Source organism: Patescibacteria group bacterium, assembly GCA_034520665.1.
GTDB lineage: Bacteria > Patescibacteriota > Patescibacteriia > JAXHNJ01 > JAXHNJ01 > JAXHNJ01.
Map to the genome: position 1 here is coordinate 357,994 of JAXHNJ010000001.1, position 14,957 is coordinate 372,950.

The 14,957-nt window shown below is 33.6% G+C and carries 14 protein-coding genes; 5 read left to right on the forward strand and 9 right to left on the reverse strand.

The genetic code is table 11. The annotated features are described in order from the left end of the window. The first annotated feature begins 33 nt into the window (after positions 1 to 33). The 5 genes from U5L76_01860 (at position 34) to U5L76_01880 (ending at position 6,186) form a co-directional block, all read left to right on the forward strand. Complete coding sequence (locus tag U5L76_01860) at positions 34 to 945, forward strand: magnesium transporter CorA family protein (protein MDZ7798342.1); 912 nt, start codon at positions 34 to 36, stop codon at positions 943 to 945. 73 nt (positions 946 to 1,018) lie between these two features. Next, positions 1,019 to 1,942: a translation initiation factor eIF-2B subunit gene (locus U5L76_01865; protein ID MDZ7798343.1), complete on the forward strand. Its 924-nt coding sequence runs from the start codon at positions 1,019 to 1,021 to the stop codon at positions 1,940 to 1,942. A 7-nt stretch (positions 1,943 to 1,949) separates the two neighbouring features. Then, positions 1,950 to 3,179, forward strand: a complete 1,230-nt coding sequence (locus U5L76_01870; protein ID MDZ7798344.1) for a ribulose-bisphosphate carboxylase large subunit — start codon at positions 1,950 to 1,952, stop codon at positions 3,177 to 3,179. A 6-nt stretch (positions 3,180 to 3,185) separates the two neighbouring features. Next, a complete protein-coding gene (locus U5L76_01875; protein ID MDZ7798345.1) occupies positions 3,186 to 4,682 on the forward strand; it encodes an AMP phosphorylase in 1,497 nt (498 codons plus the stop codon). 4 nt (positions 4,683 to 4,686) lie between these two features. Next, positions 4,687 to 6,186: a glycosyltransferase family 2 protein gene (locus U5L76_01880; GenBank protein MDZ7798346.1), complete on the forward strand. Its 1,500-nt coding sequence runs from the start codon at positions 4,687 to 4,689 to the stop codon at positions 6,184 to 6,186. On the opposite strand, the gene fmt is transcribed toward U5L76_01880, so the two are convergent. The 9 genes from fmt to amrS all read right to left on the reverse strand — a co-directional run bounded on the left by fmt (position 6,183) and on the right by amrS (position 14,873). Further along, positions 6,183 to 7,139: a methionyl-tRNA formyltransferase gene (fmt, locus tag U5L76_01885; protein MDZ7798347.1), complete on the reverse strand. Its 957-nt coding sequence runs from the start codon at positions 7,137 to 7,139 to the stop codon at positions 6,183 to 6,185. The two genes, U5L76_01880 and fmt, sit on opposite strands and share 4 nt — an antisense overlap. Next, positions 7,105 to 7,584: a peptide deformylase gene (gene def / locus U5L76_01890; protein MDZ7798348.1), complete on the reverse strand. Its 480-nt coding sequence runs from the start codon at positions 7,582 to 7,584 to the stop codon at positions 7,105 to 7,107. Before def ends, fmt begins: the two co-directional genes overlap by 35 nt. A gap of 66 nt (positions 7,585 to 7,650) precedes the next feature. Further along, complete coding sequence (gene priA, locus U5L76_01895; GenBank protein ID MDZ7798349.1) at positions 7,651 to 9,531, reverse strand: primosomal protein N'; 1,881 nt, start codon at positions 9,529 to 9,531, stop codon at positions 7,651 to 7,653. 8 nt (positions 9,532 to 9,539) lie between these two features. Beyond that, a complete protein-coding gene (gene amrA, locus U5L76_01900; GenBank protein ID MDZ7798350.1) occupies positions 9,540 to 10,061 on the reverse strand; it encodes an AmmeMemoRadiSam system protein A in 522 nt (173 codons plus the stop codon). Positions 10,062 to 10,158: 97 nt separating this feature from the next. Then, a complete protein-coding gene (locus U5L76_01905; GenBank protein ID MDZ7798351.1) occupies positions 10,159 to 10,842 on the reverse strand; it encodes a hypothetical protein in 684 nt (227 codons plus the stop codon). A gap of 30 nt (positions 10,843 to 10,872) precedes the next feature. Continuing rightward, positions 10,873 to 11,628 carry a coenzyme F420-0:L-glutamate ligase gene (locus tag U5L76_01910; GenBank protein ID MDZ7798352.1) on the reverse strand — a complete coding sequence of 252 codons (756 nt, stop codon included), beginning with the start codon at positions 11,626 to 11,628 and terminating at the stop codon, positions 10,873 to 10,875. A gap of 2 nt (positions 11,629 to 11,630) precedes the next feature. Further along, a complete protein-coding gene (amrB, locus tag U5L76_01915) occupies positions 11,631 to 12,422 on the reverse strand; it encodes an AmmeMemoRadiSam system protein B (protein MDZ7798353.1) in 792 nt (263 codons plus the stop codon). Between the two features lie 19 nt (positions 12,423 to 12,441). Further along, positions 12,442 to 13,851, reverse strand: coding sequence for a hypothetical protein (locus U5L76_01920; protein MDZ7798354.1), 1,410 nt, complete (start codon positions 13,849 to 13,851; stop codon positions 12,442 to 12,444). A 5-nt stretch (positions 13,852 to 13,856) separates the two neighbouring features. Beyond that, positions 13,857 to 14,873: an AmmeMemoRadiSam system radical SAM enzyme gene (gene amrS, locus U5L76_01925; protein MDZ7798355.1), complete on the reverse strand. Its 1,017-nt coding sequence runs from the start codon at positions 14,871 to 14,873 to the stop codon at positions 13,857 to 13,859. Positions 14,874 to 14,957: the final 84 nt, after the last annotated feature.

Here is a 14,957-nt window from a genome sequence, read left to right on the forward strand (position 1 = left end):
CTACTATTAGCCTAGATTAAAAAATATTTTTTTATGTCTATTAACCGCTGTAAAAAAGAATTTGACTGGATAAATATTCATGATTTGCGTAAAAAAGATATTGAATACTTGCGCCAGCATTTTAATTTTCATCCTTTGGATTTAGAAGATTGCCAAAGTATTAGTCAACGCCCAAAAATTGATGTTTATAAAGGTTATCTTTTTGTAGTTTTGCATTTTCCTTATTATGACCAGAATAGTAAAATAGTAAATTTTCGAGAAATCCATTTTTTTATTAGTAAAGACTATATCGTCAGTGTGAAAAAAACACATATTAAAGTTTTGCATGATTATTTTTTAGATTTCTCACGTGACAAATTACAGCTAAAAAAATCTAAAAATTCGCCTTTTCATTTATTTTATGAGCTTTTGGAGAAACTATATGCCACTTCTTTGCCAATATTGGATATTATCAGTAAAAATTTAAATCATATAGAAGAACAAATTTTTACTGATGAGCAAAAAGGTCTAGCTAATAAAATTGCTTTTACCCGTCGTAATATTCTTAATTTTCGTAAAGTGATTGAACCCCAGATTAAAATTTTTGATAAGCTTATGAATTTACATAAGAAATATATTCCTAAAGGTATTAGCGTTTATTTTGATGATATTCAGGATTATTTAGAAAGATCAAAAGCAAATTTAGATAATTATAAAGATATAATAGAAGGCTTGGGACAAAGCCATGAATCAATGATTTCTCAGCGCACTAATGAAGTCATGAAAATATTAACTATAATTTCAGTAGCTTTACTACCTTTAAATTTAATAGCCGGAATTTATGGCATGAATATTATTGGTTTACCTTTTGCCAAAAATCCTATAATTATTTGGCTATTTTTTATTGTACTAATATTCTTTATTTCTTTGATTATTTTGATTTCTCATAAACGAAATGTGCTTTAATAAATTATAACTAGAGATAGCTTTGAAAATCTGTCTTTTTTTAATTTAGGCTTAAAAATGATATAATAGATCCATGGATAAAATAGAAAATAAAATAAAAAAAATTGCTTCAATAGAAATACAAGGCGCCACTAAAGTGGCCTTAACTTTTATATCAATTGTATTAGATTTAGCTTCTAAGGTAAAGAATAAAAATAAACTAATTAAAGAAATAAAAAGAATAGAAAAAAAGATATTAAAACATCGTCCAACTGAACCCTTGTTGGCTAATTTTTCACATTTGATAATTGAAGCTTTAAAAAATTATAAAGAAGAAAAGAGTCTATATAATTATATTAAAAACCTGACTGATGATATTAAGAATTTCTATGAAGATAAAAAGAAGAAAATCATTAAAAATGGCAGTGCTCTAATAAAAAATGGGGAAAATATTTTTACCCACTGTCACTCATCAAAAGTTGAAGGTATAATTTTTGAAGCTAAAAAAAAGGGAAAAAAGTTTAAGCTTTATCATACAGAAACCAGGCCTCTTTTTCAGGGAAGAATTACCGGACGGAATTTATTAAAACATAAAATAGATGTTAATATGGTCTGTGATTCAGCGGCTCCATTTTTAGTCAGTGACCACTCAGGAGATGATATTAAAATTACCAAAGTTTTTATTGGTTCTGATCTAATAGCTCTAAACGGGGATTGTGTCAATAAGATTGGTAGTTTTGGTATTGCTTTAACTGCTTGGGAATCTAAAATACCGCTATACGTAGCCGCTTCTTTACTCAAAATTGATACAGCTTCCAAAAATAAAATTTCCTACCCCATAGAAAAAAGAAAAGCCAGTGAAGTTTGGTCAGAGGCCCCAAAAGATTTAAATATTATTAACTATGCTTTTGATTTTGTCCCGGCTAAATTTATAACTGGTTATATTACCGAATTTGGCGTAATTAAACCCGAACAGGTTAAAACAACAGTTAAAAATAATTATCAATGTTTATTTTAAAAAAAATATGTATAATTTAGATTATATAAAACTAAATAAAAAATACGATCAAAAAAATTATATTCATGCAGAATTTTATATGGAATCAACTCTTTCTGATAAACAAGCGGCCGCTGCTTTAGCCACAGAATCTTCTATTGGCACTTGGACAAAGGTTTCTACTATGGAAAAAAAGAAGTTTAAAAAGCTAGCCGCGCGAGTTTATGAAATTAGCAAAAAATACAGTCGTATTAAGGTAGCCTATCCTTTAGACTTATTTGAAAAAGGCAATATACCTCAACTCTTATCATCAGTAGCCGGCAACATTTACAGCCTTAAGGAAATTACTTCTTTGCGGCTGATAAATCTGCATTTTCCTCCCGCTTATATAAAATCTTTTCCCGGACCGGCCTTTGGCCAAAAAGGTATTAGAAAAGTAACCCAAGTTAAAAATAGGCCGCTGATAGGAGTGATTATTAAACCTAAATTAGGACTTTCCCCAGCTCGTCATGCCCAGGTGGCCTATCAGGTTTTAAAAAACGGAGCTGATTTGGTTAAAGATGATGAAAATTTGACTAATCAAAAATTTAATCCCTTTAAAAAGCGGGTTAAAAAGACGTTAGAAAAAGTTAAAAAAATAGAAAAAACCTCGGAAACTAAAAAATTAGTCGCTTTTAACGTGACTGCTTCTACTCCTGAGATGATTGAACGAGCCAAGTTTGTAAAAAAACATGGTGGACGCTGTATAATGATCGATTTAGTAACAGCTGGTTTTTCGGGGCTGCAGGCCCTGCGAGAAGCTAATTTAGGTTTAATTATTCATGGCCATAGAGCTATGCATTCTGCTTTTACCCGAGGTTCTCAGCATGGTCTGGATTATTATGTTTTAGCTAAACTAGCCCGCTTAGCTGGTATTGATGAGTTGCATTCAGGCACTATTGTTGGTAAAATGGCCGGTAATAAAGAAGAGGTTTTAAAAGTTAATAAATTTTTAAATGGACAGTTATACGGCCTTAAAAAAACAATGCCGGTTTCTTCAGGCGGGCTGCATCCGGGATTAGTAGAAAAATTAATAAAATTATTGGGACAGAATATAATTATAAATTTCGGCGGGGGAGTACACGGACATCCCGATGGTTCGGCTGAAGGTATGAAAGCAGCCTGGTCAGCTGTTAAGGCTGTTTCTTCTGGTCTCACTTTAAAAAAAGCCGCTAAAAAAAGTCCTTCTTTAAAAAAAGCCATTGAATTTTTTAAATAAAAAATAATGTCATTTTTTCTAAAAGCTAAAAGATTTGATTTTTCTACTGGAGATGTCCCGGTGGCAGTTTTGAATGAAGAAGACGCCAAGTCTTTTGGTATTAGGCCAGGGGATAGGATTGAATTAAAATGGAAAAATAAAACAGCTATATTAAATGTTGACACCACTCAGAAAATGGTGAAAAGTGGTGTTATTGGTTTGTTTGAAGAAGCTGTCCATTTGACAAAAATAAGAAATGGTCAAGTAGTCTATTTTGAAATATTTGATCCGCCTACTTCGATAAAAGCCATTAAAAAAAAGCTTAAAGGCCAGTCTTTAAGTTATCATGAAACTTATAGTATTATTCGTGATTTAATAAAAGGTCGCATTAGTGACCAAGAATTAGCTTTTTATGTAGCCTCAAGTTTTACTCATGAAATGAAGAACCAGGAACTCTATAATTTAACCAAAGCCATGGTGGATACGGGCAAACAGCTTAATTTTAAGGGCCGTCTAGTGGCTGATAAGCACTGTGTTGGTGGTCTCCCCGGCAATCGCACGACCATGATTATTGTGCCTATTTTAGCTTCGTTAGACGTAGATATTCCCAAAACTTCTTCACGGGCTATTACTTCACCAGCTGGTACAGCCGATACTATGGAAATATTAGCGCCGGTTGAATTTAACTTAAAGCAAATTAAGAAGATAGTTAATAAATACAATGGCTGCATTGTTTGGGGCGGCGCTACTTTTATTGCTCCGGCCGATGATATTATTGTTAGATTAACTAAAAAGATATCCTTAGAGCCATTATCCAAAATGATAGTTTCCGTTATGGCTAAAAAAGTAGCCATGGGCATTGACTATCTTTTGATTGACATTCCTTACGGACGAACCGCAAAAATAAAAAGTTTAAAACAAGCCAAAAAAGTGGCCCGTAAATTTAAATGGCTCGGTCGGAAATTTGGTATTAAGATAGTTTTTACTATTTTATCGGCTAAAGAGCCAATTGGTAACGGTATTGGCCCGGCTTTAGAAGCTAGAGATGTTATCAGGGTCTTGCAAAGAAAGGATAAAAGACCTCTTGATTTAGAAAATAAAGCTCTTCATCTCTCTGGTAAACTTTTGGAGCTATGCGGACGGGCCAAGAAAAATAAAGGGGAAACTTTAGCCAAAAACGCCCTTAAAACCGGCCGCGCTTGGCGAAAAATGAAGGAAATTATTAAGGCTCAAGGTGGTAATCCTAATATTGATTCAGAAGATATTACAGTTGGCGCTTCCAGAGCCCGTATATTTGCTAAAAAGGCCGGTAAAATCACTTTTGTTAATAACCGGGCTATTGATGAAGTAGCTCGTTCTCTAGGGGCCCCTCATGATAAATTAGCAGGAATTCGTCTTCATAAGAAATTAAATCAAAAAGTAGAAAAGAAGGATAAGTTAATGACTCTTTATGGCCGTAATAAAGCCAGATTGACTTTAGGTAAAAAAGCTCTGAAACGAGTAGATATTTTTAGCATTAAATAACTTTATGCCTTTTATATCTGATTATAAAAAATACAGAATTTTAGAAATTATCCCGGGTTTTCTTGTCTGGGGTACATTTATTTTAGCAGTAGTTTTATCATTTATAGCTCCTCTTTATGTTATCTATTTTATTATACTTTTCGATCTTTATTGGCTGATTCGCGTTATTTATATTTTAGTCTATTTACTGATGGCCTATAAGCGTTTTTGTCAGGCCAAGAAAGTAAATTGGATAAAAAAATGCCAAAAATTAAAAGGTTGGCAAGATGTTATTCATCTGGTTTTTATTCCTACTTATAAAGATGATATTAATGTTATTCGTACTACTTTAAAATACTTAGCCCGTGTTTCCTTTCCTTTGGATAAATTTTATATTATTTTAGCTTGTGAAGAAAATGAAGGCGAGAAGGCCTTGCCAAAGGCTAATAAATTAAAAGATGAATTTGGCGAGTTATTTAATAAATTTGTTATCACTTATCATCCAAAAAATGTTCCCGGGGAAATGCCCGGTAAGGGCTCAAACATCGCTTATGCTGGGAAAGAAGTAAAAAAAATTATTGATCAAAAAAATATTAGTTATAAAAATATAATTGTTTCCTCTTTTGATGTGGATACCTGTGTTCACCGGCAATATTTTTCTTATTTAACCTATTCTTATTTAACCGATCCTAATCCGACAAGAAAAAGCTATCAGCCGATACCTTTGTTTAATAATAATATTTGGGATTCACCAGCTTTAACTCGTGTGGCTTCTAATTCTACTACTTTTTGGCTTTTGTCAGAAACTATCCGGCCTGACCGATTATTTACTTTTTCCTCTCACAGTATGAGTTTTAAAGCCTTGGTTGATGTTGGTTTTTGGCAGTCGGATATTGTGACTGAAGACTCGCGTATATTTGTTCAAGGTTTAATTAGATATAATGGCCATTATAAGGTCAAACCAATGTATATTCCAATTTCCATGGATACGGTTTTGGGTCACAATTTTTGGGAGAGTATGAAAAATCTTTATAAGCAACAAAGACGTTGGGCCTATGGAGTAGAAAATTTTCCATTTATGTTTTGGAATTTTTGGGGTAATAAACAAATAAAATTAGGCTCTAAGATAAAATATATTTGGAATCAACTTGAGGGGGTTTATTCTTGGGCTACGGCTCCTATTCTTATTTTTGTTCTAGGACATTTACCAATCTGGGTAATTAATAATTTTGAAAGACCTCAAATGTATACCATGGTGGCCCAAAATACTCCTTATATACTGCGTCTATTAATGACCAGTGCTATGATTGGTCTCTTTGTTTCGGCTATTATAAGTTTAGTTATTTTGCCGCCAAAACCAAAAAAGAAATCATCTTGGCGTTACCCTTTGATGTTATTGCAATGGATTCTTTTTCCTTTTTCTATGATTATTTTTGGCAGTCTACCAGCCACTGATGCTCAAACACGTCTAATGTTGGGTAAGTATCTCGGTTTTCAAGCCACTAAAAAAGTGAGAAAGAATTAGTTAAGGTATACCCCGTCAAATTCTTTTTGGCCGTTTATAAATTCAGAGGCAGTCAAAGCTTTTTTACCAGCTAGCTGAATTTTCTTTATTTCAAAAAGATTAGTGTCGGTGGTGACTAAAATTTTGTTTTTTTTATAAAAGAGATAGCCTGGTTTTTTTGAGCTAGCTTGGCCAGTAGTTTGGCCTTCTTTTATTTTAATTAAATTATTTTGGTAATAGGTAAAAGCACCAGGCCAGGGATTAAAGGCTCGAACTTTACTTTCAATTTTTTTTGCTGATTTTGACCAGTTAATACGTCCATCTTCTTTTTTTAAAACCTTGGTATAAGTAGCTTGGCTCTCGTCTTGTTTTTTTAAATTAATATTATAGGAAAAATAGTCCGGTAAAGTGTTAACTAGAAGTTGGGCTCCTTCTTGGGCTAACTTATCATGAAGAGTAGATAAATTATCTTTTTTTTGAATATCTATTTCCAGCTGACTGACAACCGGTCCGGTGTCCATATGTTCGTCCATTTTCATAATGGTGACTCCAGTTTTTTTATCTCCATTTAAAAGAGCATAATGAATGGGTGAGGCGCCACGGTATCTGGGCAACAGAGAAGCATGAAGATTTAAAGTGCCAAACATCGGTAAATCGATAATCTTTTTTGGCAGTATTTTACCAAAGGCTACCACTACAAAAAGAGCCGGCTTTATCTCTTTTAGCTCTTTAAGAAAGTCAGGACTATTTATTTTGGTGGGTTGTAATATTTTGAGGTTATGCTTTTGAGCTAATTTTTTGACCGGTGAAAATCTAAACTTTAAATGCCGACCCCTTGGTTTATCAGGCCGGGTGACACAGGCGATAACCTGATAATTATTTCTTATTAATGATTTTAGAGAGGGAACTGCAAATTCAGGAGTACCAAAAAATACAACTTTAAATTTTTCTTTCATTCTTTGTTTTTGAGACATTTTTTTCTATTTTATCAATAAAAAGAATTCCGTTTAAATGATCCACTTCATGCTGAATTACTCGGGCCAATAAACCCTTAGCTTTAAATTTTATAGATTTATTTTTTAAATTCTTAGCTTTCACTATTATACTTTTATGTCTTTTAACCGGGCCGAACACTCCTGGAATAGAAAGACAGCCTTCTTCAGCCATGTTTTTTAGCCAGGATTTTTTTGTAATTTTAGGGTTTATTAGTATAAGATCACCGTCTTTATTCTTCACACAAATTAACCTCTTAGATAGACCGACTTGAGGGGCCGCCAAACCAATACCATTCTCTTGATTCATAGTTTTAGTCATATTCTGGGCCAGTTTTTGTATATCTTTTTTTTGAGGATTTTTTATGGGTTCAGCTTTTTGGCGTAATATTTTATCACCCTTTAACCTAATATTTAGTTTTGTCATGCTATTGGTAAGCTTATTTTTAAGTAAAAATTATTATAACATTTTTATAGATGTTAGACAATTCTCTTATAATAAATTCTCAGGATTGCGGTCGATAAGCCAATGGTCAGGAACTAATTTAATAATTGATTGTAATTTTTTATGCTTAATATTTTTTGGAAGTTTTAAAATTATATTGTAAAAATAACGATCAAACCTTTTTAGTCTAAAAGCCGGCAGAGGCGGGGAAAGACTGAGAGAAGAGAATTTATTTGATATTTTATGATGTATATCAAGAGCTTCTTTTTTAGCCTGATAAGGACTTTGTGCCTGAGAGGAAAGCTTAATAAGCTGACTATAAGGCGGGTAGTTGAGCAATTTACGATTTTTTAATTCCTGGCGGAAAAAATTTTCATAACGGTTAGGAAAATATTTAAATGATGAATTTTTAGCTGAATAAGTTTGGATTATAAAATCGGCCTGATTGTATCTGGCCAAGCAGTTGAGATTAAAGAGTAATTGAAAAGTTTTTTCACTGGAGCGATAATCTGGTAAATTAAGAATTTGGTCAGCGTTTACAAGGACAATTAATCCAAATTTGTTTTTTATAAATCGACTTAAAGCTATAAAGGTAGAAATAACAATTTCAGATTTTTTTAAATATTGGGATGTTTCAGACTGACTGCTTATTTTTGTAATTTTAACTTTTGGAAAGAGATTAGATATTTCTTCAAAGATTTTCTCCTGGCCTAGACCCAGACTGGATATTTCAGCCGATCCACAATTAGGGCATTTTAATATCATTTTTCTTTGAAAACCACAGCGGTGGCAGAGGAGATAATACCCGGAAGATTTTTTATGTTGGGTCAAAGGTATTTGGCAGTCCGGGCAATTAGCTGTATAGCCGCAGTCGCGGCAAACTGAAGTGCGGGAAAATCCTTTACGGTTGTTTAAAAGCAGAATTTTTTTCTTATCGTTTAGTTTATTTTCTATTTCATTTTTAAGGAAGATTGAGAGAAAGGATTTTCCGCCTCTATTAGAACGAGTTAAATCAACTAGAGTTGATTTTGGCTTAGCCTTTTCTTTACTTTTATATAATTTGTAACGGCCTTTTTTAGCTTGAAAATAAGTGGTTATATTAGGACAAGCTGAGGTTAAGATTAGCCTGGTTTTATAAAGAGAAAATATCTTTTCGGCCACTATTTTATTATGGAAGCGAGGATTTTGGTCATATTGTTTGTGATTTTTATTATCTTCCTCATCAATAACCACGGTCTTTAAATTTTTATAAGGAAGAAAAAAGGCCAGAGAAGTGCCCAGGATAACTTTAATTTTGCCTTGGGCCACTTTTTCATAAATATGATAGAGCTGACTGTCAGAAAGTTGATGATTAATAATAGCTGTCTTTTTTCTCCAAGTTTTATTTAAGTATTGATAAAAATTATAAATATCCGGAATTTGGGGAAAGACAATAAGCGTTTGGTTTTTATCTTCTTTTATTAAATTAAGATAAAGCTTATATTTTTCTTCCATTTGCTTATATTCGAAAAGAGCTTTTTTATTTTTTATCGAGGAGGAAATATCAAGTTTGGTCTTTTTTATTTTTTTATATTTTATTTCCGCACCTTTTTTACTGGCCGGGCGAGGCCTTTTTAAAAGCGGGGGGATTATTTTTTTTATTATTAGTGAAAGAGAAACAAAATAATATTGAGAAATAAATTTTGCCAGTTTAATTTGGTTTTTATTAATAACTGGTTTATCAATAATAATATTTAAAATAGCCCTCACCTTTTTAAAGTTAGAAGTTTTTTTAAAATTAATAACTATTCCTTTTATTTTTTGACGTCGGAAAGGTATTAAAACAACCTGCCCAATTTTTATTTTTTTAGATAATTTTTTGGGTACTTTATAATCAAAATAGTCGATAGATTTAGGTAATTTTCTTAAAGGAATAATTTGAGCGAACATATTTTTGTTTATTGATGTCTGGTTACTGTAAAACGATAAATTTGATAATTATTCTCTTCCGGACTAAAACCGGCCTTTTGGCCGGCTACAGATAATTGCTCTTGCCTGGTCTTAATACCTGCTATATCTGGTAAAAGCAGTCCGACTTGACCTAATTTATTTTTAACTATAATCCCATATTTTTGCGGATCAAGCTCTTTTTTTGACTTAACTAATTGGGGTGGATTTAGCACATCCACTTTTATTTTAAGATTATCAAGCTCATCTTTTTTAAGAGCCGGAAAGCGAGGGTCAGAAAAAGCGGCCGCTCTGGCGTTATCAATAATTTCCTGAGCTAGATTATCTTTAGTCGGCAAAAAAGTGCCAATGCAGCCTCTTAAATGGCCGCTGTCTTTTTTATGCAGAGAGACAAAAACACCGGCTCTTTTTTGAGTCATTTCTTGAGGTAGTTTTTTGACTTCAACTTTCAAGGTTTGGCCGGCTAAATGTGATTTTATACTTTTTTTAGCTAGTTTAATATACTGGTCCATAACTGAATTTTATCATCTTTATCCTTTTAAATAAAGGATTTTATTTAATAAAAAAACTCCAGTTTATTATAATAAGGAGTCTTTTTTATAGAATAATTTAAGCGTGTTTTTTTAGAAATTTCTTAGAGTAAGTGTATTGTTGGTTTACCAGTTTTTTAAGAAAAGATAGACTTGGCACTTGGCTAATTTTATCAAGCAGAGTATTAAAGGCTGGATAAGAAACCCAAATACCTAAAGCAAACAATCCTCTTTCAATAGCCACGATGGGGATTAAGCTAATCCAGACAGCTGAGGGTAGATTAAAGGCGTAGAGAAAAATAACTGAACCAATAGCATGAGCGGTAAAGGTAGCGCCCAAGGCATTAGCTAAGAGTCTTTGTTTTTTAAATATGGACACGACAGGGATAAGCCAATAAAGGGCGTAAAACCAGGCTCCGCGACCTTGCGGATGAACTATAAAAAGAATCATACAAATTAAAGGTATGAGCGCATTTTTTTTGGTTTTAGTTCCTAAATAAACAGCGGCCATAATCATCGGTAAAAACCTTAAAAGAGAAAGCCAGGTGAGATTTTGGCCACCGATTAAAATATTATAAAATTTTACCACAAAAACACTAATAGCCCCGTAAAGCGGTCCTAAGAAAAGACCGGTGGTCGGCCCCATATAATCAAAAAGAGTAAAGCTTTGCTTAGAGCCGATAATATTGGCCAGGGGGATTTGCAGAGCTATTAGGCCAAGTATAATAAAGCCAATTAAAAAGTAAATATTTTTTTTAGGCATATGTTTTTCTTTTTTAATAATTACTTTATATTATTTTACATGATAATGACGAAAAAGGCAAGAGCTAGGTTTTATAAGGAGTTCTTTAGAAAGTTTAGAAGCTTTTAGATTACTTTTTTTAATTTTAAAGTTTTTAATAATAACAAAGGGTATTTTTTGGTTTCTTTCTCCCATTAGGCCATTAGCAGCGGCCGCTAAGTCATCAGCAATATTATGATAAGTTATTTCCATTTTATTTTTAAAAAGGTCATGTTTACCTTTTTCGTTAATAGTACCCTTAAATCCTGATATAGCTATAGCCAGTCCAGTAGTGCCCTGTCTGAGAGGAGAACAGTGTGAATCAACCATAATCAGGCCGATTTTAGGCTTATAGTGGCTCTCAAAGGCTTTTCTAAGTTTATCAAGGTATAGATGTCGGCTAGAAGGCCAAAGAGCCGCTAGGCCTTTTTTTACGTTTGAATGATCAAGGCCGGCATTAGCTAAAACCAAACCGTCTTTAAGGGTTAAAAGGGCTTTTTTTACCCCGCCAATTATTTTATCAGATTCATCTATAACTAACTGACAAAATTCTGGTGATAGCTCATATTTTTTAGCCAGGATTTTAGCTTTTTTTGTCGCTTTAATTTTTTTTAGTTCAACCAGGTTTTCTTGTTCATAGGAAACAATTTTTGAAGCCAGAGCTATGATATCTCCGTTTTTAATTTTATATTTGTTATGTTTTAAAAAAAGATCAAAAACTTTTTCTCCTGGCTTGAGTATTTTAGTTTTTATAGGAATTAATTTCATTTTTACTGCAGGGGAAAATTAGCCACTAAATAGCCGACGCCAAAAGGCCCTTCATAAGAAAGAATATCAACATTGTATTTTTTACGATTTAAAACTCCCAGCAATATTATTATAGAACGCAAGCCACATTCTCCGGCTTCTTCAATTAGTACTGGATCCATTTTTATTATTTTGTCGGTTTCTTTTTTTTGCAAATGTTCAATTAATTTTTTATCAAATTCCTTGCCTCGAGGTGAATAGCCAGCTGGAGCGCTTTCCGTTAATCGGTGCGAGAGGTCACCCGAAGCAATAACGGCTATACGCTCATTGGTATGATGGATTTCGTCAGAAATAATCTTACCAAAATCATATTGAGTTTTTAAATCCATCAAAGAAAAACTAATAGGAGTGATCGGTAAATTTTCATAATGAGGGGTGAGGTAGTAAAGGGGCAGCCCGCTGCCATGATCCAGGTTATTTTTATTAATTAAAACTGAAGGAAAACGATGGTCTTCCAGACGTTCCTTGAGGCGGTGAGCAAAAGAAATATTAGATTTAAAGGACAAACGAGTCGAGAAATCACCAAATTCTTTAAAATTAACTTCAAATTTTTCTGCTAGATTGATGGCAAAGGCATCAGGGATTAAATCTTGATGTGGGGAAATTATTACAACAGAATCTACTTTTCGGGCGTAAAAAATCTGTTCCAGCTCTTTCATGGCTTTTTGAGTTTTTTTAACCTGTTTTATGTTTTCTTTACCAATTTCTGGAATAAGTAAAGGTGGATGCGGACAAATAGATGAAAAAACTAGCATATTTTTTTCTTTAAAATTGTTAGGCAGAAATATAATCGATGGCTTCACCAGTAGGATGAACCTGGACGGCTCTATCAGTAGTCCAGATTATATTAGACCATTTATAACCCATGGCCTGGAATATTTCATAGGAGGGGATAGGTCTTTTTTGACCGTCAGCTACTAAGTAAATACCGTTGGAGTTAGGCGAAGCAATTAACTCGCCGTCACGAAACTTAACATCACGGCCCTTTGGATACGAGTCAATTTCAGACTGGTCAGCCTGTGTCCAACGGCGACGGGGAAAACGGGATTCTAAAATTTCTGGGGAGTGGATGGGATACTTGACGCCATTTTCAATGTAGTAAATGCCGCCGGTTTGCCTGGATTGCAGTAAGACACCGGTAGGATAAGCTTGGTCCAAGGTAATTTTCGCTCCCTCTTCATAAGCTTCTAGCTCTGACCACTCCACTTTTATTAATTCTTCGGGGCTGTAGCCAAGGGTTTGAAAAACTTCCTTAGAAGTAATAGCTCTTTTTTGGCCGTTGATCAATATATAAACCCCGCCATGAGGAGCCTGGAGCAGACTGTATTCAGCAAATTTAATGGGAGCGCCGTATTCATAAGCTTGTATTTCATTTAAAGAAACCTCCACCACCTTGTCTATATCATAGGAAAAAATAAAAGCTGATTTAGAAACGAAATTATAACGTTTGTTGTTTCTAATTAGCCAAATACCGGGTTCTCCTTTGACACGAACTAATGAACCATTAGGATAATGTTTTAAAAACCATCTTGACCAAATCTGCCAAAAAGAATAATTTCCGTCCACGTGAGGAGTGTAGGTATATAAAACAGCGGTGGCGTTATTTTCCGGCGTGACCGGAACATAGATGTAGTCGCCCTGGGCCCGGCCGCAACCGCGACTACAGTCAACCGTCTTGGTAATGCCCGGGGCCCAGCCAGAAATTGTAGTACCGCCACTTTCCAAGCCGCCTAAATAAGCCTGTGAGCGAATACGCTTGGCGGCGTTATAGACTTGATTATAAAAACCTTTGTACTGCTGAATACCAGGATCATTATAAGTACAACCATCACAAACGCCATAACCCATGGCCCAGTCTAGTCTGGTTTGAGAAGGACTGGCCATAGTAATTAAACTTTGCTCTTTTTGGAGAGTAGTTAAAAGATAGCGCGGACTAATACTAAATTCAGCCGCTACTTCATAAATAATACGAGCCGCTGTTTTCATAAGGCCGTTTACATTTAAACTATAAGAGCCTAAATAGCCTCCTTTTTGAGCCAAAAATTCTTGAATACGGCTTTGAGACATATTTAAACCCGTTAAATCGTCATCTGATATAATACGATTTTTATTAAAAGAATAGGCTAAAGAAGAGAGAGGAATAATAAAGAATGAAATTAATAATGTGGCAAGTATTTTTTTCATATTTTTTATTTATTTATTAAATTAATTTTTTGCTGACATTTTGGACATTGACCCTTTTTATCATATCTTTTTATATTATAACCGATTCTTTCAATAATTAAAGAGCCACATTTTGGACAATAAGTATTTTCAAACTTATCTCCGGGTACATTGCCTAAATAAACATATTTTAGACCCTTTTTCTGGGCTATATCATAAGCTTGATAAAGTGTTTTTAGTGGTGTATCCGGCAGGTGATCTAGTTTATGAGAAATAGCTCCGGAAAATCTTGAGATATGCCAGGGAGTTTCTTCTCCTAATTCTGTTTTAATAAAATCAGCTATTTTTTCAAACATTTCTTTTTGGTCAGAAAGAGTCGGTATGGCTAAGGTGGTAATCTCCAGCCAAAGGCCCATTTTTTTGATAGTTTTTAAATTTTCTAAAATTGGTTCAGGTTTACCATGGCAGTATTTTTTATATTTATTATTATCAAAAAATTTTAAATCAATATTAATGGCGTCAAGAAAGGGCTTGGCTATTTTTAAACAATCTTTAGTCATAAAACCGTTAGAAACAAAAACATTTTTCAGTCCTTTATTATGAGCTAGTTTCATAGTTTCCAAGGCGTACTCAAAAAATATAGTTGGTTCAGTGTAAGTATAGGCAATAGACTGGCAGTCATTTTCAAGTGCCTCCTGAACAATTTTCTTTGGCGGTAAGTCCTGGCCAAAAATTTCTTTGTTTAGTCTTGGAGCTTGCGATATTTGCCAGTTTTGGCAATTAGCACACCTAAAATTACACCCTAAAGTACCAAATGAGAGAGCCAAGGTTCCGGGCAGAAAATGGAAAAAAGGCTTTTTTTCAATCGGGTCAATATTTTCGCTAATAGCCTTGCCATAAACCAAAGAGTATAGTTCTCCCTCTCTGTTTTCTCTAACACCACAAAGTCCTCTTTTTTTAGGTAAAATCAGGCAGTGATGATTACACAGCTGGCATTTTACCTTATTATCTGGCTTTTTTTTATAGAGTAAAGCTTTTTTCATACCTCTATTATTATAACACTTTTAAAAAATGTATTACAGCTTTTATTAACTAAATTTATTTTTATCTGTTTAGTCTAATTTTTA

Bases quoted from the DNA above. Each gene is read 5' to 3' on its own strand.
- U5L76_01880 (MDZ7798346.1), top strand. From the start codon at position 4,687: ATGCCTTTTATATCTGATTATAAAAAATACAGAATTTTAGAAATTATC.
- U5L76_01905 (MDZ7798351.1), bottom strand. From the start codon at position 10,842: ATGCCTAAAAAAAATATTTACTTTTTAATTGGCTTTATTATACTTGGC.
- priA (MDZ7798349.1), bottom strand. From the start codon at position 9,531: ATGTTCGCTCAAATTATTCCTTTAAGAAAATTACCTAAATCTATCGAC.
- U5L76_01875 (MDZ7798345.1), top strand. From the start codon at position 3,186: ATGTCATTTTTTCTAAAAGCTAAAAGATTTGATTTTTCTACTGGAGAT.
- amrB (MDZ7798353.1), bottom strand. From the start codon at position 12,422: ATGCTAGTTTTTTCATCTATTTGTCCGCATCCACCTTTACTTATTCCA.
- U5L76_01920 (MDZ7798354.1), bottom strand. From the start codon at position 13,851: ATGAAAAAAATACTTGCCACATTATTAATTTCATTCTTTATTATTCCT.
- fmt (MDZ7798347.1), bottom strand. From the start codon at position 7,139: ATGTCTCAAAAACAAAGAATGAAAGAAAAATTTAAAGTTGTATTTTTT.
- U5L76_01860 (MDZ7798342.1), top strand. From the start codon at position 34: ATGTCTATTAACCGCTGTAAAAAAGAATTTGACTGGATAAATATTCAT.
- U5L76_01910 (MDZ7798352.1), bottom strand. From the start codon at position 11,628: ATGAAATTAATTCCTATAAAAACTAAAATACTCAAGCCAGGAGAAAAA.
- U5L76_01870 (MDZ7798344.1), top strand. From the start codon at position 1,950: ATGTATAATTTAGATTATATAAAACTAAATAAAAAATACGATCAAAAA.
- amrA (MDZ7798350.1), bottom strand. From the start codon at position 10,061: ATGGACCAGTATATTAAACTAGCTAAAAAAAGTATAAAATCACATTTA.
- U5L76_01865 (MDZ7798343.1), top strand. From the start codon at position 1,019: ATGGATAAAATAGAAAATAAAATAAAAAAAATTGCTTCAATAGAAATA.
- def (MDZ7798348.1), bottom strand. From the start codon at position 7,584: ATGACAAAACTAAATATTAGGTTAAAGGGTGATAAAATATTACGCCAA.
- amrS (MDZ7798355.1), bottom strand. From the start codon at position 14,873: ATGAAAAAAGCTTTACTCTATAAAAAAAAGCCAGATAATAAGGTAAAA.